Source organism: Streptomyces sp. CC208A, from assembly GCF_030010625.1.
Lineage (GTDB): Bacteria > Actinomycetota > Actinomycetes > Streptomycetales > Streptomycetaceae > Streptomyces.
The window spans coordinates 1-18,472 of sequence record NZ_JASCXN010000038.1; the positions used below are offsets into that span (position 1 = coordinate 1).

Here is an 18,472-nt window from a genome sequence, read left to right on the forward strand (position 1 = left end):
CGATCACCGACAGGCAGGTGGTCGGGGTGGCGTGGGCCGGGTCGAGGGCGTTGGCGACCTCGTGGAAGGCGACCCGGTCCACCGTGCCGATGGCCACGTGCTCGGAGAGGTCGAGGGCGCACTTGTCCTGGATGAGGACGTTGGTGACGTTCGGCCCCGTGAGGAACTGGGAGCGGTACGGGGTGACGACCTCGTCGTACTTGGTCGCGATGACGTGGTAGCGGACGCCGGGCACGGTGTCGCCGCCCTCGTTGAGCTTCGTGAGGAAGGCGGAGCCCGCGATCTGGTCGGCGAGGCCCGGCGTGGCGGAGCTGATGAGGTCCTCGGCGCCGGGGAAGTACGGCAGCAGCCTCGTGAGGCCGAGGAGGGTGGTGCCGTGGTTGTCGGGGGCGATGCCGACGAGCGCGTTCACCTTCTCGGCCCCGCCGAGGAACTTGAGGTACCAGCGGGGCATCATGCCGCCCTGCGAGTGTCCGACGAGGTCGGCCTCGGGGGCGCCGGTGGCGGCGAGGACCCTGTCGACGAAGGCGTCGAGCTGTCCCGCGGACTTCTCGATGGGGCCGAGGCCGTGGAAGAAGGGCACGTTCGGCAGTTGCCCGTAGTCGAGCGAGTAGACGCAGTAGCCGCGGTTCACCAGGTAGGGGGCGAGGGCGAGCCAGTTGTCGACGGAGTTCCCGAGGGTTCCGTGGACGAGGACGACCGGACGCGGGTGGGCGGCGGAGGGCTTGCAGGTCCAGTCGTTCCAGCCACGGCTGGGGGCTGCGGCCTGGGCGGCGGCGGTGGGGGCGAGGACGGCGGCGACGGTCAGGAGCAGGACGGACAGCGCTCTGGTCAGGTGTTTCCAGGGCAGCATCGGACGATCTCCTTGCGGCTCAAGGGGATGGTGGGGGTGCTGTGCCCTGTGGCCCGGACCACAAGTGGGGATGGTTCTCCGCCAAGTTACGCACGGGTGTTACCGGCTGGGAAGTTACGCGTCGGTAAAAACTGAGCGCGTCGTCGCTCCCCGGCGCACGCCCCCCGTCTCTCCCCCGGTACGCACCTCTCCCCCGGCGCTCCGCCCGTCCTCCGTTCGGCCCCTTCCCGCCTGCGGGGGCGCACCCCGCCCCGGAGCCTGGGGGCATGAGTCTCGTCGACGAACTGAAAAGCGCCGTCACCCCCCGAGCCGCCCTGCTCGTCGTCGGGGTCTTCGCCCTCCAGCTCCTCTTCATCACCTCGTACGTCGGAGCCCTGCACAACCCGAAGCCGTCGGAGGTGCCCTTCGGCGTGGTCGCGCCCCCGCAGGTGGCCGACGGCCTGGTGGACCGACTGGAGCAGCTGCCCGGCGACCCGCTCGACCCGCGGCCGGTCGCCGACGCGGACGAGGCCAGGGACATGGTCCTGAACCGGGAGATCGACGGGGCCCTGATCGTGAACCCGGCGGGCCGCACCGACACCCTGCTCGTCGCCTCCGGCGGCGGCACCGTGCTCTCCTCGGCCCTGGAGAAGATCTTCACCGAGGTGGAGGCGGCCCAGCAGCGGGAGGTGCGGACGGTCGACGTGGCCCCGGCCTCGCCGCAGGACTTCGACGGGCTCTCGGCCTTCTACCTGGTGGTCGGCTGGTGCGTCGGCGGCTACATCTGCGCCGCGATCCTCGCCATCAGCGCCGGTTCACGGCCCGCCAACCGCGAGCGGGCGGTCATCCGGCTCGGCGTCCTCGCGCTCTACTCCGCCCTCGGCGGCCTCGGCGGCGCGGTGATCGTCGGCCCGGTCCTGGGCGCGCTGCCCGGCTCCGTCGCGGCCCTGTGGGGACTCGGCGCCCTGGTCGTCTTCGCGGTCGGGGCGGCGACCCTCGCGCTCCAGTCGGTCTTCGGGATCGTCGGCATCGGTCTGGCGATCCTGCTCGTGGTCGTCCTGGGCAACCCGAGCGCCGGCGGCGCCTTCCCCGCGCCGATGCTGCCACCGTTCTGGAAGGCGATCGGCCCGGCCCTGCCGCCGGGCGCGGGCACCTGGGCGGCGCGCTCGATCGCGTACTTCAAGGGCAACGACATGACCGCCTCGATGCTGGTGCTCTCCGCCTGGGCGGTGGTCGGCGCCGCGGTGACGCTGGTGACGGCCTCGCTGAAGCGGACGCCGGAGGGCGAGCCGATCGCGGCGGAGGTGGACGGGGCCAGGGTCTGAACCGGCGTACGCGTGGGGCCCCGCCGCGGCGGGGCCCCACGTCGTTCCGGAGATCAGTACAGGGAGACCTTGTACTTGGCCAGGGCCTCCGGCACCGGCTGGTAGAAGGTGACGCCGCCGGTCGAGCAGTTGCCGCTGCCGCCGGAGGTGAGGCCGAGCGCCTTGGTGCCGTCGTAGAGCGCGCCGCCGGAGTCGCCCGGCTCGGCGCAGACGTTGGTCTGGATCATGCCGCGCACGGTGCCGCCGCCGGAGTAGTGCACGGTGGCGTTCAGGCCGGTGACGGTGCCGCTGCGGGTGCCGGTGGTGGAGCCGGACCGCTTGACCGGCTCGCCGACGTAGGCGTCGGCAGCGGTGAAGCCGCCGGTGTGGGAGAGCGAGGTGTTGTCGTAGCGGACCAGGGCGTAGTCGTTGCCCGGGAAGCTGGAGCCGACGGTGGCGCCGATCAGGGTGGACTGGGCGGAGTTGGCGTACCAGGTCTTCACCACGTCGCCGCAGTGGCCCGCGGTGAGGAAGTAGTACGTGCTGCCGCTGCGGACGTTGAAGCCGAGCGAACAGCGGTAGCCGCTGCCGTAGATGGCGTCGCCCGGGCCGAGGAGGGGCTTGAAGACACCGGGGGTGCGCTGGACGCGCAGGGCCCCGGCGTCGGCGCCGGCCGCCGCGCGGAGCTTGGCGAGACCCGCTTCGGTGACGGTGGAGTCGGCGGTGACGACGAGCCGGCCGGCGGCCTTGTCGACGTACCAGGCGGTGCCGCCGACGCCGGCGGCGTCGACCGCGCTCTCGGCGCGGGCCAGCTGGGCGGCCGAGGCCGGTCCGGGGCTCGGGGCGGCCTGGGCTCCGGGGAGTCCGAGGGCGGTGACGGCCGCGAGTCCGGCGGCGACGGCGAGCAGACGGGTGCGCTTGATCCTCACTGTGCTCCTCACATCCTTCTGGGGGGGAAAAGCGGAGGGGGCCCGGGGGGTGAAAGGCCCGTGAGGCGCCATCAGGTGACGTGTCCCTGACATCCACCGCCAGCGATGGTGCCGCCTTCCGGCCACGGGCACAAGACCGCCTCGCACGGCACGGGACCGCCGGACCCGCGGGTGCCCCCGCCCGCACCGGCCGGGGGCACCCGTCGTCCGAAAGCCGGAAGACCCCCGGTCAGGCGGTCAGCACCCGTCGCTCCCCCGCCTCCACGGCGAGGTCGAGGGTGTTCCCCGGCGGCGGGAAGGGGCAGATGAAGTGGTCCACGAAGGCGCAGGGCGGCAGCAGCGCCCGGTTGAGGTCCACCGTCACCGAGCCGTCCGCCGCCGGCGCCGCCGGACGCAGGAAACGGAAGCGGAAGGTGGACCGCCCGCTGGTGGCGTCCGCGAAGACCGCCCACAGCGAACCGTCCGCCTCCACCGCCACCTGGAGCGTGTGCGCCCGCCCGTCGAGCTCGAAGGACACCTCGCCGGAGAGCCCGAGCCCGCGCTCCTTGCCGTCCGCGTTCCGCACCCGGACGCTGCGTGTCCCCTCGTACGGCCGGTGGACCCCCGGCACCACCCAGCGCGGGTCGTACGGCGTGGCCTCGATGCCCCGGAAGGCCCGCCGCGCCGCCGATCCGGGGTCGAAGTCCCTTACCGCCCACAGCCCTTCGCGGCGCATCACCACGATCCGGCGGCCCGCCGACTCGACCCGGGACTCGTGGATCGGCCCGTGGTCGGCGGTGAGCCGGACGGTCCCGGCGAAGGGCTTGCCGTCGACGGTGATCCCCTCGTCGGCGCCCGCCGTCAGGACCACCTCGTCGCCGTCCTCCCGCCACTCCCCCGGCAGGTCCGGCAGACGGCCGTCGGGGAAGTCCGCGAGCCAGTGGGTGCCGGTGAGGGAGAGCGGGCCGTACGAGGAGGCCACCGCCGCCTCGCGCTGCTCGTGCCAGTGCCGCCAGTCCGCGCGGGGGTCGGTCTCCGTACCGCCGGGGCCTCGGCTGTCGTGGGTGTCGCTCATGGTGTTCCACCTTTCCACACCGGCACCGGAAGGCCGGGGTGCGGGCGGGGCGTCGTGGCGGGGTACTCCGTACGGAAGACACCGGACCCGACGGGGCGTCAGCAGCCGTCGCAGGGACAGCAGCAGCAGTCGCAGCCGCCGCAGTCGCAGCCATTGCAGTTGCAGCAGTCGCCCTTGTGGCAGCAGCCCTCGCGCTTCTTCCGGGACCAGGGCCCCTCGTACTTCTCGGCGCAGCAGATCCGGCAGGTACAGAACAGCCAGGTGAACATGGCACAACCGGCGAGGAAGCCGCGCGGCTTGGGGGCCTTCGGCGCCCCCTCGCCGAACTGCGGCGGCAGCCCGCCGCCGGGGCCGCCCGGCCCGCCCGCGCCGCCACCGTACGGATTCCCGCTCCCGCCCCCGTAGGGGCCGTGCGCCCCGGGCCCCCCGTTCGCGTACGGGTTCCCCTGCGCGGGGCCCGGCGTGCCGTGGGAGCAGGTCGTGGTGCCGAAGGCGCGGTCCACCGAGGCGCGCAGTTCGTGGGCGAGCAGCTGGTGGACGAGCTTGCCGTCGGTGAACTCGGCGTCCCGCAGGGCCAGCCGGATGCCGTGCAGGGCGTCGTCGGCGAGGCGGCGGGCCTCCTCGCGGGAGGTGCCGGTGGCGGTGAGCGGGTTCCAGGCGCCGGCCTCCGCGTCGGCGGCCTGGTCCTCGACGGCGTCGAGGAGGTGGGCGAGGCGGCCGAAGAGCCGGCCCGCCTCGGCGAGCGGTTCGGCGTTCCCCGGCCGGCCGGCGAGGAGCGCGGTGTGCGCGAAGGCCGCGGCGGTGGCGGTCTCGGTGGGTTCGGTGACGACGAGGAGCGGGGTGCCGGGCCCGGCGAGGGCCTCGATCCCGGTCTGGCGGTCGACGGCGTCGACGAGGACGGCGGTGTCGAAGCCGACCGCGTGGCCCGCCCGGGCGCCGGCCCGGTCCCAGGAGCGGGCGACCCGGCGGGCCGCGGCGGCGACCGGCCGGCGGGCGAGGAGGCCGTCGCGGTCGGCGACGTGGTCGCGGACCTTGGCCGAGGCGAGGACGAGCGAGACCGCGGCGGCGAGCCGGGCGCCCTCGCCGCGGGCGACGGGCGCGGTGCGCATGGCGCGCAGCGGGCAGGGGCCGGCGGTGCGCCGTCCCGCGCCGGTGACGCCGGTCTGAGCCTCCGTCAGGACGGAGACGATGAGCCCGTCGTAGTTGGTGACGATCCGGGCGAACTGGCCGTGGTCGGCGCGGAGTGCCAGGCACAGTCCGCAGAGATGGGCCATCCACTGGGTCTTGAGACCGTCGGTGAGCCGGTGCGTGCAGGGTCTGACGATTCCGAACATTTCCGTTCCCCCGTGGCGCGGTGCGAGAGCGTGCCGCGCGCGGAGCGCACGACAGGCCGCACGGAACGTTCCCGGGGGTGTCCCCCGGGGAATCGCCGAACGGCCTCGCGGCATCGTAGCGAGGGCCTGTTCACCCGTACGCGCCCGACATCACCCTTCCAGACCGACTTTCATATTTTCAGCAACATGGCCCTCCGTCAGGCCCCGCATACCCCAAGTTTCCTGACGAATCGCCAGAAAACGGCCCTCACGTTCTGCACCAGTACCGTCACGAATCCCCTGTGCGGCGCCTATCCACTTGGCGCGCGATCCGCATCATGGACGACGATAGGGATTGCGGAACCACAAGTGACCGCAGTGACCGCGTGAAAGGAGGCGTCCATGGGATCGGTGCGCAAGGCGAGTGCCTGGCTGGGACTCGTCGAGGACAACGACGAGCGTTACTACGACGACGAGTACGCCGACGGTGCCGAGAGCGGAGACGCCTGGGTGACGGATCCCCGGGTCCGGGTCGCCACGGACACCGCCGAGGAACGGGGCCGCCGCATCGCCACCGTCTCGCCGGACGGCTTCCGGGACGCCCGGAGCATCGGCGAGCTCTTCCGGGACGGTGTCCCGGTGATCGTGAACCTGACCGCCATGGAGCCGAACGACGCCAAGCGGGTCGTCGACTTCGCCGCCGGTCTCGCCTTCGGGCTGCGCGGCTCGATCGAGCGCGTCGCGACCCGGGTCTTCCTGCTGACCCCGGCCGACACGGAGATCGTCAGCGGTGAGTCCGGCCGCCGTCGGCAGGACGGTTTCTTCAACCAGAGCTGACGCCCGGGCCCACGCGCGCGGCACCACCTGAACCACCTTCGGCCCGGACCCGCCCTCGCGGCTCCGGGCCGGTCGCACGTCCGGAGGGGCGCGCCGCTCAGCGGGTCCTGGCGGCCCCGCCGCTCACCGTCTCCGCCGGACCGGCGCACGGCCCCGGCCCGTCCGGATCGGCCGGGGAGACGACCGACTGCCCGGGCACCCTGCCCGCCGCCGAAGCCGACGCTCCCCCGGCCACCGACGGAGCCGCCGCCGCGGCCTTCGCGGCCGCTTCCGCCGCGGCTTCCGCCTCCGCCTCCTCCACGGCCGCCTCGACGTCCACCGGCGACTCCATCACCCGGGGCAGCCGGAGGGCCATCACGGCGCCCGTGACGAGCAGGCCCGCGCTCACGAAGAGCGTCAGGTGCAGTCCGTCGACGAAGGCGTGGCGCGCGGCCGTGTGCAGGGCCTGTCCTGCCGCGCCGCCGAGCCGGTCGGCCACCTGGTACGCCTCGCCGAGCGAGTTCGCCGCGGCGCCGCTCGCCTCCGCCGGCACGCCGGGGACGTTCGCGAGACCGGGGGCGTACGCGGCGTTCATGACGCTGCCGAGGAGGGCGATGCCCATGCCCGCGCCGAGCTGGTACGAGGTCTCGCCGATCGCCGCCGCCCCGCCCGCGCTGCGCGGTGGCGCCTCGCTGAGCATCGACTCGTACGCCGAGAAGAGGGTCGTCTGGAGGCCGAAGCCGAGCAGGACGAAGCCCCCGGTGAGCAGCAGCGGCCGGTCGTGCTGGCCCATGAGCGTGAGCAGCAGCACCGCTCCCGCGGTGAGCAGGAAGCCCCAGCCGACCATCCGCCGGGGGCCGATCCTGCGCAGGGTGTACGAGCCGGTGGCGCCGGCCGCCATGGCGGCGAAGGTGAGCGGGAGGAGCCGGAGCCCGGTCTCCAGGGGGCTGAGCCCGAGGACCAGCTGAAGGTACTGGACGGCGATGAGCTCCAGGCCGACGAGGGCCAGCATGGCGAGGACGATGCAGCCGACGGAGGTGGTGAAGGCGGGCCGGGAGAAGAGCCGCGTGTCGATGAGCGGGTGCGGCCTGCGCCGCTGGCGCCGGACGAAGAGGACGAGGAGCAGCGCCCCGGCGAGCAGCGGCCCCGCGGTGAGCGCGGAGAGCGGCGGTTCGCCGGCGCCGACGCGCTTCACGCCGAGGACGCAGCCGAGGACGCCGGCCGCGGCCATCAGCGCGCCGAGGACGTCCCAGGGGCCTTCGGCTCCGCCCCGGGACTCGGGCAGCAGCCGGCGGGCGAGCGGCAGGATCAGCGCCATCAGCGGGATGTTGATGAGGAAGACGGAGCCCCACCAGTAGTGCTCGACGAGGAAGCCGCCGAGCACGGGCCCGGTGGCGGCGCCGATCGCGGCGACCGCCGTCCAGATGCCGATGGCGGTGGCGCGCTCGCGCCGGTCCGGGAAGACGGTCCGGATGATGGAGAGGGTCGCCGGCATGATCATGGCGCCGCCGACGCCGAGCAGGGCGCGGGCCGCGATGAGGACCCAGGGCTCGGTGGCGAGGGCGGCGAGGGCCGAGGAGGCGCCGAAGAGGCCGTAGCCGAGGAGCAGCACCCGGCGGCGGCCGATCCGGTCGCCGAGGGTGCCGAAGAGGATCAGCAGCGAGGCGCAGACCAGCGGGTAGGCGTCGACGATCCAGAGCAGCTCGGTGGCGCCGGGCCGCAGGTTCTCGGTGAGCGAGGGGACGGCGACGTGGAGGATGGTCGCGTCGAGGGCGACCAGCAGGAGGCTGACGCAGAGGACGACGAGGACGGCCCAGCGGTTGGCGCCGCCGTCGGCGCGCCGTCCTGCTCGGGCCGTGATCGTCCGCGACATATACCTACCTCCAAGTGACGCTCTCGCGCTCGGCGGACGCCGCCGACCAGGGCTGATGTGCGCGGGGCGGCACGGCGACGAGGGGCGAGTGAGCCGTCAGCGTACGCGAGTGCGGAGCCCGAGTGGGTGGCGCACCTCTCACCCCGGCGAGGCTCCGGGTGTGGCGTACGCCACTCCGCCCGGCCCGCGCGTCGCATGGAATTCCGCACGGACGGGTGTTTGAAGTAATTCCGTGCCATACAAACAGGCTTCCGGAATCACCTCCGGCGGCAATAGGGCGGAAGGTCATCGGATTTTCCGACGGGAGTCCGGAAAAGGCGGACGACCGAGACCCGTTCCACATCACATCGTCATCACGAAGGGTGCGGATCGCCCGGGGCGGCTACCCGCCCCCTGTAACGTCGATTGGGTGCGTACCGACATCTTTGCCCGGCTGGACCGGGAGCCGGTCCCGCCGAAGATAGAGGTCCCGCGGATGACCCGGACGCGTCTCGCCCTCTTCGGCGGGACGTCGGCGTTCTACCTCCTCATCGTGGTGGCGGTACTGCTGTCCACCTGGCTGGTGACCCTCGACTGGAAGATCATGCTCTTCCGGCCCTATCAGCAGTGGCCGGAGCTGCACGCCTTCCTGGACTACTACGTCGTCCTCGGCCAGCGCGGTCCGACGGCGGTGATGGTGGCGGCCTGGCTGGGGTGGCGCTCCTGGCGCCAGCACACCCTGCGGCCGCTCCTCTCCCTCGGCGCGGCGCTGCTGCTCCTCAACGTCACCGTCGGGGCGGTGAAGCTCGGACTCGGCCGGCTCGGCCCCCACTACGCGACACAGATCGGCTCGGCCGAACTGTTCGCGGGCGGCGACATATTCCCCTCGGGTCACACCGCGAACGCGGTGGTGACCTGGGGCATCCTGGCCTACCTCGCCACCACCCCGCGGGCCCGGCGCTATCTGTCGGCGCTCTCCGCCGTGGTCGCGCTCGGCGTCGGCCTCACCACGGTCTACCTCGGGACGCACTGGCTGAGCGACGTACTGCTCGGCTGGGCCGCCGGCCTGCTGATCCTGCTCGCGCTGCCCTGGTGCGAGCCGGTCATCGCCGTGGTGGAGTCCTGGGTCCTGGACCGGCGGGACCGGATCAGGGAGCGGCTGCGGGCCCGGCGCCGGCTTGTGCCCTCGCTGCCGGTGGCGTCCGGCGGTCCCCGCCTCTTCCCGGCCCCCGCGGACCGGGAGGAGCCCGCGCGGGAGACCGTGGGTACGGCGGCGAGCCACGCCAGGCCCGCCCGGGGCAGGCCGTCGGACCGGCTCACCGCCTGACCCGGCACACCCCCTCCGTACGGGAAGGGCCCCGGCCGCACCGGCCGGGGCCCTTCCCGCTGTCCGCCGTCAGCCGATCCAGCAGCGGGTGACGGTGTCGTCCTCGACCTCGAAGTTGATCCGTCCGGTGACGTACTCCATGGTCACGATCGCACCGGGCGGAAGGGCTCTGACGACGTGCCAGCCGCGTGTCCGGGCGAGCCGGGCGGCGCCGTCCGCGTCGAGGCCCACATAGGACTCGGGCGTGTCTCGGGGCGGTTCGGGGATGCGCGGGTGGGATGCCATGGGGCCACGTTAGTCCCCTGCCGGTCACGCTTGCGTCACAACTTCCCGACAGCCGGCCGGGCCGCGGCGGCCCCGCCGGAAGGCCCGTTCCCGGCTGTTTCTCCGTCAATTCGAAAAAGCGGCCGGAGGTTCGTACGAACCGTTCGGGAAGGTATCGCGGTCGTCCGGAATTCCGGTCGGAAGGGGCCAAGCAGCGAAATGTACGGAAGTCCGCGCGCGGCTCCCGCACCCTTCCCCCACACCGTGTTTACGCTGACCGGACGCCGGAGAACGGAACACGGGCGGAGGCACCGATGAGTACCGAGGTGGCGACCACGACGGCGGAATCGGGGCGGCAGCGGCACGGCCGGATCCTGGTCGGCTGGCTCACCACCACCGACCACAAGAAGATCGGTCACCTCTATCTGGCGACCTCGTTCCTCTTCTTCCTGTTCGCCGGTCTGCTGGCGATGGCGATGCGGGCCGAGCTGGCCCGGCCGGGGCTGCAGTTCCTCTCCAACGAGCAGTTCAACCAGGCGTTCACCCAGCACGGCACGATCATGCTGCTGCTCTTCGCCACCCCGACCTTCGCCGGCTTCGCCAACGAGCTGGTGCCGCTCCAGATCGGCGCGCCCGACGTGGCCTTCCCGCGCCTCAACATGTTCTCGTACTGGCTGTTCCTCCTCGGCGGGCTGATGGTGGTCGGCTCCTTCCTCACCCCGAGCGGACCGCCCGACTTCGGCTGGACCGCCTACGCCCCGCTGAACAGCGCGGAGCGCTCCCCCGGCGTCGGCGCCGACCTGTGGATCATGGGGCTCGCGCTCTCCGGCTTCGGCACGATCCTCACCTCGGTGAACTTCCTCGCCACCATCATCGGGATGCGGGCGCCGGGCATGACCATGTTCCGGATGCCGATCTTCACCTGGAACGTGCTCTTCACCGCGATCCTGGTGCTCATCGCCTTCCCCGTCCTCGCGGCGGCGCTGCTCGCCCTGGAGGCCGACCGGCGGTTCGGGGCGCTGACCTTCGCCCCCGGCAACGGCGGGGCGCTGCTCTGGCAGCACCTCTTCTGGTTCTTCGGCCACCCCGAGGTCTACATCATCGCCCTGCCGTTCTTCGGCATCGTCAGCGAGATCCTCCCGGTCTTCGCCCGGAAGCCGATCTTCGGGTACGGGGGCCTGATCGCCGCCACCATGGCGATCACCGGTCTGTCGGTGGTGGTCTGGGCGCACCACATGTTCGCGACCGGGGCGGTACTGCTGCCGTTCTTCTCCTTCCTCTCCTTCCTCATCGCGGTGCCGACCGGGGTGAAGTTCTTCAACTGGACGGGGACCATGCTGCGGGGCTCGCTCTCCTTCGAGACCCCGATGCTGTGGGCGACCGGCTTCCTGGTGTCCTTCGTCTTCGGCGGCCTGACCGGGGTGATCCTGGCCTCGCCGCCGATGGACTTCCAGGTGACCGACTCGTACTTCGTCGTCGCCCACTTCCACTACACGGTCTTCGGCACGGTCGTCTTCGCGACCTTCGCCGGCTTCCACTTCTGGTGGCCGAAGTTCACCGGCCGGATGCTCGACGAACGGCTCGGGAAGATGCACTTCTGGACCCTCTTCGCCGGCTTCCACCTCACCTTCCTCGTCCAGCACTGGCTGGGCGCGGAGGGGATGCCCCGGCGGTACGCCGACTACCTGGCCGCGGACGGCTTCACGGCGCTCAACACGGTGTCGACGATCGGCGCCTTCCTGCTCGGGATCTCCACCCTGCCGTTCCTCTACAACGTGTGGCGGACCTGGCGGTACGCGCCGAAGGTGGAGACCGACGACCCGTGGGGCTTCGGCCGGTCCCTGGAGTGGGCCACCTCCTGCCCGCCGCCCCGGCACAACTTCCTGGAGGTGCCCCGGATCCGCTCCGAGTCCCCCGCCTTCGACCTGCACCACCCGGAGTTCGCCGACTACGAGCGGATGCGGCTCACGAGCCCGCCGCCGTCCCCGCCGGCCCGGGGCCGGTAGGTCGGGCGGCCGGGCCCGAGGGCGTCAGCGCAGGCCGAGGCGGCGCAGGGTGCGGCCCGCCGCGGCCTTGGCGGTGTAGGCGGCGTCGACGGCGCGGCCCGTCCAGGCGTGGCGTGCGGCGGCGCCGGGCGAGTGGGCGCGGCGGCCCGTGCGGCGGTCGAGGAGCGCGGTCCACAGCTCCTCGTGGCGGGCGGCGATCCGCGCGGGGTCGAAGCGTTCCGCCGCCGCGAGGGCCGCCCGGCCCGCCTTCGCCCGCAGCTCCTCGTCGGCCATCAGCTCGCCGAGCGCGCGGGCGACCGCGCCGGGGTCGCCGACGGGCACGAGCCGTCCGTCCACCCCGTCCTCGACGATCTCGCGCGGCCCGTGCGGGCAGTCCGCGGCGACCACCGGGAGGCCGCACCGCATCGCCTCCACGACGGTCATCCCGAAGGCCTCGCGCTCGGAGGTCATCGCCGCGATGGAGCCCTTCGCCCACTCCGGTTCCATCGGCTGGACCTGGCCCATCAGCCGTACCCGTCCGCCGAGTCCCCGTGCCTCGATCTGCCGGGACAGCGCGCCCCGCAGGTCCTGCGCGGCGTCGCCGCTGCCGTAGATCCGCAGGGTCCAGTCCGGGTGGTCGGCGGCCAGTTCGGCGAAGGCGTCGACGAGGACGTCGTACCGCTTGACCCGGGTGAGCCGGCCGGCCGCGACGATCACCCGGGCGGACGGGTCGGCGGGCGGGACGGACGGCGCTGGCACGCCGTTGGGGACGGCCTCGACGCGGACCGCGGCGGGCAGGCCGAGCTTCCGGTAGGCGCGGGCGTCGGCCTCGGTGACGGTGGTGACGAGGTCGAGGAGCCCGTACTCGTGGGCGATGTCCCGGCGCAGCCGGTAGCTGTGCCCGTCCAGGATCAGGTGCTCCTGGGCGACGAGGACGGGGCCGGGCCTGGCCTGCCGGGCCAGCTGGACGTTGAGCCCCGGCCGGGTGGCGACGAGGACGTCGGCCTCCACCCCGCGCAGGTGGTCCCCGATCCGCGCGTCGGTCAGCGCGCTGTACTGCTTCCAGCGCCCGTCGCCGCGCGGGAAGACGCGGGCGGGGCGGTGGAAGTCGGGGTGGTCGCCGTCGTACCCCGGTCCGTCCTTCCGCAGGTCGACGAGGTGACGGAGAGTCACCCCCGACGGGAGGCCGAGGCGGGGCCGGTCACGGTGGCGGAAGACCGAGACGATCTCCACCTCGTGACGTTCCGCCAGTTGTTCGGCGAGGGTGAAGGTGGTCCGGATGGTGCCGCCGTAGTGATAGCCGTTGTGGAGCAGGAAGGAGATGCGCATCTGCCGGTTCCCCCCGGTCAGTTGGTCGGTCCTGGCGACTGTACTGCTCCAGCGGCCCTCTTCCTCACGGCCGGTAACCGAGCTGGGGGACGGTGGCGCAGTTCCGCGTCATCTCGCCCTGGCTCACCCAGCCCCGCCCGTCCTGCCAGCGGGCCACGGAGAGGCAGGTCTCGCGGGTGGCGGGCGGCCGGTCCAGGTGCTCGAAGCGGACGGGGAGCAGCAATCCCCGGGCGGTGTACGGCTCCGGGCGGTTCAGGTACGCCTCGACACACTCCCGGGTGAGTCCGTCCCCGTCGGGGCGGTCGAGGCAGGAGCGGGCCGCGTCGGTGAACCACAGGGCCGCCGCCCAGCCCTCCAGCTTCCACTGGGAGTCGGCCCGCTCCCCCATCGCGGCCCGGAAGGCACGGACCTCCGGGTGGTCCGTGTCCTGGAAGTTGCGGCTCGACCCGGTCACCCAGAGGGAGGCGCGGCAGCCCGGCGCGCGGGCGTAGTCGCGGGCCACGGCGGAGGACCAGTTCTGCACGTTCGTCACCTTGGCGGTGACACGGACGCCGAGCTGCTCCATCGCCTCGCACAGCCGGACGTTGCCGTGCGCGTCCAGCGCGTCGAAGAGGAGGTCGACCCGGCGTGCGCGCAGATCGGCGGCGACGGCCCGGAAGTCGGGCAGGACGAAGTCGACCTGTTCGGTCACGACCCGGTAGCCCTCGGCGCGCAGCCCCTGGGCGACGAGCCGGGCGTAGGCGGCGGAGGCGGCCTGGTTGTACGAGACGACGGCGGCGGTCCTGGCCCCCTGCTCGCGCTTGAACCAGCGGTAGACCTCGGTCCCGCCGTACAGGGTGCCGTCCCAGCCGGGCGGTGGTGGCGACCAGGGCGAAGACCTTCCGTTCGTCGAGGAGCCGGTGGACGCAGGCGGTGTTGCCGACGCCGCTGCCGCCGTCGTCGCAGGTCTCGACCTCGATCCGGCGCCCGTCGAGGCCCCCGGCGGCGTTCAGGGCGTCGAAGAAGGCGAGGGCGCCGTCGCGCGGCCCGGTGAGGGCCCGGCCGCCGACGGGGCTGGTGGCGCTGGTGATGATGCCGACGCGGAGCGGCTCACCGCCGGAGGGGTGGGCGGTGGGCCGCGTCTCGAAGGCGCTCTCCGGGAGCCGGCTGCCGCAGCCCGCGAGGAGGGCGAGGAGGAGGGCGAGCAGCAGGGCCGGGAGGCGCGCCGCGACCGCCTCAGCAGCCTTCGACGGTGACACCGCTGAGCTTCACCAGGCCGCACAGGGTCTTCTCGGAGACCTTCCAGGTGTCGTCCTGGAGGACCGAGGTGCCAGAGGAGTCGGGCAGTACCGGGTTGCCGCCGACCAGCAGGTCGTAGGTCACGTCGGCGCCGCTCGCGGAGGTGAACTCGATGCCGGTGACCTTGGCGGTGCTCGCCGCGGCCTGGGGGTTGTTGGCGAAGGCGGCGAGGACGTCCTGCATCTCCTCGCCGTTCTCCACCAGCTTCACCCGTTCGGCGGGCGGGGTGTCGGCGGAGAAGAACGCCTCCCAGTTCCGGGTGATCTCCGCCCGGGCGGCGGCCGGGTCGTCCGGTTCCTCGGCGGCCGGGGGCTGGGCCGTCGTGGGGGGCGGCGGGACGGAGGTGACCTGGTTGCCGGTCGCGGGCTCGTCGTCCGAGCAGGCCGCGAGGGGTGGGGCGAGGAGCAGCACCGCGGCGGCCGCGAAGGCGGTCGTGCGTCGCTTGAGGAGCTGTCTGAGAACCATCTGGCTCACCACCGGATGTCCGTGCGGGCCGTTGCGGCCTTGACGGTTCCAGGGTGGGCCGATACGGGGCAGACCGCAAGAATGCGGGGCATAGTCGAGGAAAGGACCAGAAGGAGTGTGGCGAGGGAGGCTGCTCGTGCCGATGGCGCGGCTCCTGTGGCGGGGCGGCCTGGTGGCGGCCGCCGGGGGCGCGCTGCTGTGCGTCCTCGGCTGGTACGGGATCTCCGGCGAGCGTTTCGCCGAGCGCCAGCTGCCCTACCTGGCCTCGTGCACGGTGCCGGGGGCGGCGCTGATCGTGGCGGGCGCGGTACTGCTCGCGGCGGCGGCCCGCACCGACACCCCGGGCCCGGAACCAGCAGCCCCGGACACGGAGGAGGAGACCGGCGGTCCTCCCCCGCCCTCCTCCGACGACCCGCCGCTGCGCGTCCCCGGCGGGACGCTGGCGCACCGCCCGGACTGCCCGCTGGTCGCGGACCGGCCGGACGCGGTGCCGGCGGCCGGGGACGCGGAGCTCGCGCCCTGCCCGGTGTGTGAGCCGTGGCCTCCCTGACGTACGAGCTGACGCTGGCCGGCCTCGCGATCGGCAGCGCGGCGGCGCTCACCGGCATCGGCCTGATCGTCACCCACCGGGCGACCGGGGTGCTGAACCTGGCGCACGGCGCGGTCGCCATGGTCTGCGCGTACGTGCTCCGTCAGCTGGCGGTCGTGTGGGGGTGGCCGCTGTGGCCGGCCGCCCTGGTCACGCTGCTCCTGGTGGCACCGGGGATCGGCCTCCTCCTCGACCGGGCCGTCTTCCGTCCCCTGGCCCGCGCCGGCGCCGAGCAGGGCCGCACCCTGGTCGCCTCCATCGGCGTCTTCGTCCTCCTCGTCGGCGGGGCGGTGCTGCTGTGGGGCGGCGGGGCGCGGAACGACGCGCCGGCGCTGCTCGGCCGCGACCCGTGGGCGCAGCTCACGACGGTGGTGGCGGTGGCCTGCGCGGTGACGGCGGTGACCCGCTGGACCCGCTTCGGCCGGGAGCTGCGGGCGGTGGTCGACAACCGGCCGCTCGCGGTCCTCTCCGGGGTGGACGCGGACCGGATCGCGGCGGCGGGCTGGGCGTTCGGCGCGTTCACGGCCGGCCTGACGGGCGTGCTGCTCGCCCCGTACGTCCGGCTCGACCCGTACGGGCTGCCGCTGCTCGTCCTTGAGGTGATGGCGGTCGCGGTGATCGCCCGGATGCGGTCGCTGCCGGTGGCGATCGGCGCGGCGCTGCTCATCGGGGCGGCCCAGGCCCAGCTGACCCGGCTCCACCCGGAGGGCTGGGCGGAGCCGCTGGTGCGGGCGGTGGGGGCGAACCTGTTCGTGGTGGCGCTGCTCGTCGCGGCCCTGGTCCTGCCGGGCATCGGCGGCAAGGGCCGCGACGCGCTGCCGCCGGCGCCCCGCGGCGGCCGCACGCCGCCGTCCGTCTGGCCGGTCGCCGCGCTGTGCTTCCTGCTCCCCCTCGCCCTCGCGGGCCCGGACCTGCGCACGGCGGTGCAGGTCCCGGCGCTTGCGATCGTCCTGCTGTCGCTGGTCGTGGTGACGGGCCGGACGGGGCAGCTCGCACTGGGCCAGGCGGCGTACGCGGGTCTCGGCGCCCTCTTCACGCTCCTGCTCGCGGCGGCCGGCCTGCCCGAGCTCCTGGCCCTGGCGCTCGCGGTGCCGCTGACCGGCGTGGCGGGCCTGCTGACCGCCGGTCCCGCGATCCGCCGCCACGGGCTCGCCCTGGCGCTCGCCACGCTCGCGGTGGGCGTGGCGGTGAGCCGCTTCGTCCTCGACCAGCCGTACGCGACGGCGGGGCTTCCGCCCCCGGACCGCCCGGCGGGCTTCGCCGACGACCGCGCCTACTACCTCCTGGAGCTGGCCCTCCTCGCCGCCGCGCTCCTCCTGGTCGCGGCCCTCCGGCGGGGCCGCACCGGCCGGGCGCTGGCCGCGCTCCGCGACCACGAGGCGGGCGCGGAGGCGGCCGGCATCGGCGCGAGCACCCACAAACTGCTCGCCTTCGGCCTGGGCGCGGCCCTGGCGGCCCTGGGCGGCGGCCTGCTCACGATGGGCGTCCACGCCTTCGACCCGGCCGCCTTCGACCCCGTACGCGGCCTCCTCTGGTTCGCCGCGGTGGTGACGCTCGGCGCGGACAACCTCCTCACCCCCCTCCTGGCGGCCCCCCTCCTCCTGGCCCTGGACACGGCGGGCCCGGCCGGCGTGGCGGCGGTGGTCCTGGGCGTCCTGGCCACCCGCACCCACCTCCCGCCCCTGACCTCCTTCCTCACCGCTCCCCTCACCCCCCTCGTCTCCCGCGCCTCCCGCGCCTCGCCCGGCCGCCCGCCCCCGGCCGCGGGGAGGTCCGCGCCGGTCCCGCCCCTCGCGGCCCCCCTCCGCCCGCCGCCCGGCGACCGGGCCGCCCGGCTCCGGGCGGAGGGCCTGTGGTTCACGCACCGCGGCGGGGTGACGGCCCTGAGGGACGTCGGTCTCGCGCTGCCGACCGCCCAGGTCACCGCGCTCGTCGGGCCGAACGGGGCGGGGAAGAGCACGCTCTTCGACTGTCTGGCCGGTGCGGCGCGGCCCCGCCGCGGCCGGGTCGTCCTGGACGGCGAGGACATCACCCGCCGGCCCGCCCACGTCCGGGCCCGGCTGGGGATCGCCCGGACGTTCCAGCGGCTCGCCGTCTTCCCGTCCCTCTCCGTGGAGGAGAACGTACGGGTGGGCGCCGAGCACGGCCACCGCCGGAAGTCCCCGGACGCCGCCACCGAGCGGGCGCTGCTCCTGACCGGCCTCGCCGGACCCGTACGGCACCGGGCCGCCGCGGGCCTTCCGACCGGGACGCTGCGCCGGGTCGAGCTGGCCCGGGCGCTCGCGGGCCGGCCGCACACGCTCCTCCTGGACGAGCCGGCGGCGGGCCTGGACGCGGCGGAGGCGGCGGCCCTGTCCCGGCTGCTCGCCGCGCTCGCCGCCGACGGCCTGACGGTCCTGGTGGTCGAGCACGACCCGGACCTCGTCGCCGGCATCGCCCGTACCGTCCACACCATGGAGGGGGGCGGGCTCCGGTCATGAGCGTCGAGATGGAGCTGCGCGGCGCCCGGGTGCGCTACGGCCCCCTGGAGGCCCTGCACGGCCTGGACCTGCCGGTCCCCGCGGGCACGGTGACGGTCCTGGTCGGCCGGAACGGCGCGGGCCGCACCACGGTGCTGCGCGCGCTCGCCGGGACGGTACGGCTCGCCGCGGGCCGGGTGCTCTGGCACGGCGAGGACGTGACAGGGCTGCCGCCGTACGAGCGGGCCCGCCGCGGGCTGTGCCTCGTACCGGACAGGGGCGCGGTGTACGAGGGGCTGACCGTCGCCGAGAACCTGGCGCTCGCGGGGCCGCCCGCCCCGGTGCCGTACCCCGCCCTCCTCCCGCTGCTGTCCCGGACGGCGGGGACGCTCTCCGGCGGGGAGCGGCGGATGCTGGCCGTGTCGCGGGCGCTGCTGCGACCGGCGCGGGTGGTCCTGGCGGACGAACCGGCCCTGGGCATGGCACCGCCGGTCGCGGCGCGGACGTACGCGCTGCTCGCCGAGCTCGCCGCGCGGGACGGCACGGCGGTGGTGCTTGCCGAGCAGAAGGTGCCGGACGGGCTGCCGCCCGGCACCCTCCTCCACGAACTGCGCCGCGGCGCCCGCGTGTTCAGCGGCGAGGCGGCGGAGCCCCGTCCCACGTGAGGGCTCCGTGG

The 18,472-nt window shown here is 74.2% G+C and carries 15 protein-coding genes and 2 pseudogenes; 7 read left to right on the forward strand and 10 right to left on the reverse strand.

The genetic code is table 11. The annotated features are described in order from the left end of the window. Positions 1–853, reverse strand: an 853-nt coding sequence (locus QK442_RS30525) for an alpha/beta fold hydrolase (protein ID WP_282697331.1), incomplete at its 3' end; no start/stop codon positions are given. A gap of 266 nt (positions 854–1,119) precedes the next feature. Here QK442_RS30525 and QK442_RS30530 point away from each other — a divergent pair. Further along, the gene (locus QK442_RS30530) at positions 1,120–2,157 is read left to right on the forward strand and encodes a DUF3533 domain-containing protein (protein ID WP_282697332.1); all 1,038 of its coding nucleotides are present in this window, start codon (positions 1,120–1,122) and stop codon (positions 2,155–2,157) included. Positions 2,158–2,210: 53 nt separating this feature from the next. Here the strand turns inward: QK442_RS30530 and QK442_RS30535 are convergent, their stop codons facing one another. The 3 genes from QK442_RS30535 to QK442_RS30545 form a co-directional block, all read right to left on the reverse strand. Continuing rightward, positions 2,211–3,065: a S1 family peptidase gene (locus QK442_RS30535; RefSeq protein WP_282697333.1), complete on the reverse strand. Its 855-nt coding sequence runs from the start codon at positions 3,063–3,065 to the stop codon at positions 2,211–2,213. Between the two features lie 229 nt (positions 3,066–3,294). Beyond that, the gene (locus tag QK442_RS30540) at positions 3,295–4,119 is read right to left on the reverse strand and encodes a DUF1684 domain-containing protein (RefSeq protein WP_282697334.1); all 825 of its coding nucleotides are present in this window, start codon (positions 4,117–4,119) and stop codon (positions 3,295–3,297) included. A 98-nt stretch (positions 4,120–4,217) separates the two neighbouring features. Then, a complete protein-coding gene (locus QK442_RS30545; RefSeq protein WP_282697335.1) occupies positions 4,218–5,453 on the reverse strand; it encodes a DUF5685 family protein in 1,236 nt (411 codons plus the stop codon). 381 nt (positions 5,454–5,834) lie between these two features. Here QK442_RS30545 and sepF point away from each other — a divergent pair, with 381 nt between their 5' ends. Then, positions 5,835–6,269, forward strand: a complete 435-nt coding sequence (sepF, locus tag QK442_RS30550) for a cell division protein SepF (protein ID WP_282697336.1) — start codon at positions 5,835–5,837, stop codon at positions 6,267–6,269. 97 nt (positions 6,270–6,366) lie between these two features. Here sepF and QK442_RS30555 read toward each other — a convergent pair whose 3' ends face one another. Then, entirely contained in the window at positions 6,367–8,121 is a 1,755-nt protein-coding gene (locus tag QK442_RS30555; RefSeq protein WP_282697337.1) for an MFS transporter, read from the reverse strand. Between the two features lie 409 nt (positions 8,122–8,530). On the opposite strand from QK442_RS30555, the gene QK442_RS30560 reads away from it, so the two are divergent. Then, positions 8,531–9,427, forward strand: a complete 897-nt coding sequence (locus tag QK442_RS30560) for a phosphatase PAP2 family protein (protein WP_349239694.1) — start codon at positions 8,531–8,533, stop codon at positions 9,425–9,427. 69 nt (positions 9,428–9,496) lie between these two features. Here the strand turns inward: QK442_RS30560 and QK442_RS30565 are convergent, their stop codons facing one another. After that, complete coding sequence (locus QK442_RS30565; protein WP_282697339.1) at positions 9,497–9,712, reverse strand: I78 family peptidase inhibitor; 216 nt, start codon at positions 9,710–9,712, stop codon at positions 9,497–9,499. A 293-nt stretch (positions 9,713–10,005) separates the two neighbouring features. Here QK442_RS30565 and ctaD point away from each other — a divergent pair, with 293 nt between their 5' ends. Continuing rightward, positions 10,006–11,697 (forward strand): cytochrome c oxidase subunit I, encoded by a 1,692-nt coding sequence (ctaD, locus tag QK442_RS30570; protein ID WP_282697340.1) that lies wholly within the window; start codon positions 10,006–10,008, stop codon positions 11,695–11,697. Between the two features lie 24 nt (positions 11,698–11,721). On the opposite strand, the gene QK442_RS30575 is transcribed toward ctaD, so the two are convergent. The 4 genes and pseudogenes from QK442_RS30575 to QK442_RS30590 all read right to left on the reverse strand — a co-directional run bounded on the left by QK442_RS30575 (position 11,722) and on the right by QK442_RS30590 (position 14,748). After that, positions 11,722–13,005 carry a glycosyltransferase gene (locus QK442_RS30575; RefSeq protein ID WP_282697341.1) on the reverse strand — a complete coding sequence of 428 codons (1,284 nt, stop codon included), beginning with the start codon at positions 13,003–13,005 and terminating at the stop codon, positions 11,722–11,724. A 64-nt stretch (positions 13,006–13,069) separates the two neighbouring features. Further along, a pseudogene (locus QK442_RS30580) lies at positions 13,070–13,882 on the reverse strand (ABC transporter substrate-binding protein); the annotation flags it as partial. Beyond that, a pseudogene (locus QK442_RS30585) lies at positions 13,866–14,243 on the reverse strand (ABC transporter substrate-binding protein); the annotation flags it as partial. The pseudogenes QK442_RS30585 and QK442_RS30580, both read right to left, overlap by 17 nt. Next, positions 14,221–14,748: a hypothetical protein gene (locus QK442_RS30590; RefSeq protein WP_349239697.1), complete on the reverse strand. Its 528-nt coding sequence runs from the start codon at positions 14,746–14,748 to the stop codon at positions 14,221–14,223. The gene QK442_RS30590 and the pseudogene QK442_RS30585, both read right to left, overlap by 23 nt. A gap of 142 nt (positions 14,749–14,890) precedes the next feature. Between QK442_RS30590 and QK442_RS30595 the strand changes: the two genes are divergently transcribed. Genes QK442_RS30595 through QK442_RS30605 form a run of 3 tightly spaced genes read left to right on the forward strand, consistent with a single transcriptional unit; the run spans position 14,891 to position 18,461 of the window. Beyond that, on the forward strand, positions 14,891–15,298 hold the full coding sequence (locus QK442_RS30595) for a hypothetical protein (protein WP_282697380.1): 408 nt from the start codon (positions 14,891–14,893) through the stop codon (positions 15,296–15,298). Continuing rightward, positions 15,286–17,817, forward strand: coding sequence for an ATP-binding cassette domain-containing protein (locus tag QK442_RS30600; protein WP_282697343.1), 2,532 nt, complete (start codon positions 15,286–15,288; stop codon positions 17,815–17,817). The genes QK442_RS30595 and QK442_RS30600 overlap by 13 nt, the downstream gene beginning before the upstream one ends. Then, complete coding sequence (locus tag QK442_RS30605) at positions 17,814–18,461, forward strand: ATP-binding cassette domain-containing protein (RefSeq protein ID WP_282697344.1); 648 nt, start codon at positions 17,814–17,816, stop codon at positions 18,459–18,461. Before QK442_RS30600 ends, QK442_RS30605 begins: the two co-directional genes overlap by 4 nt. Positions 18,462–18,472 lie beyond the last annotated feature (11 nt).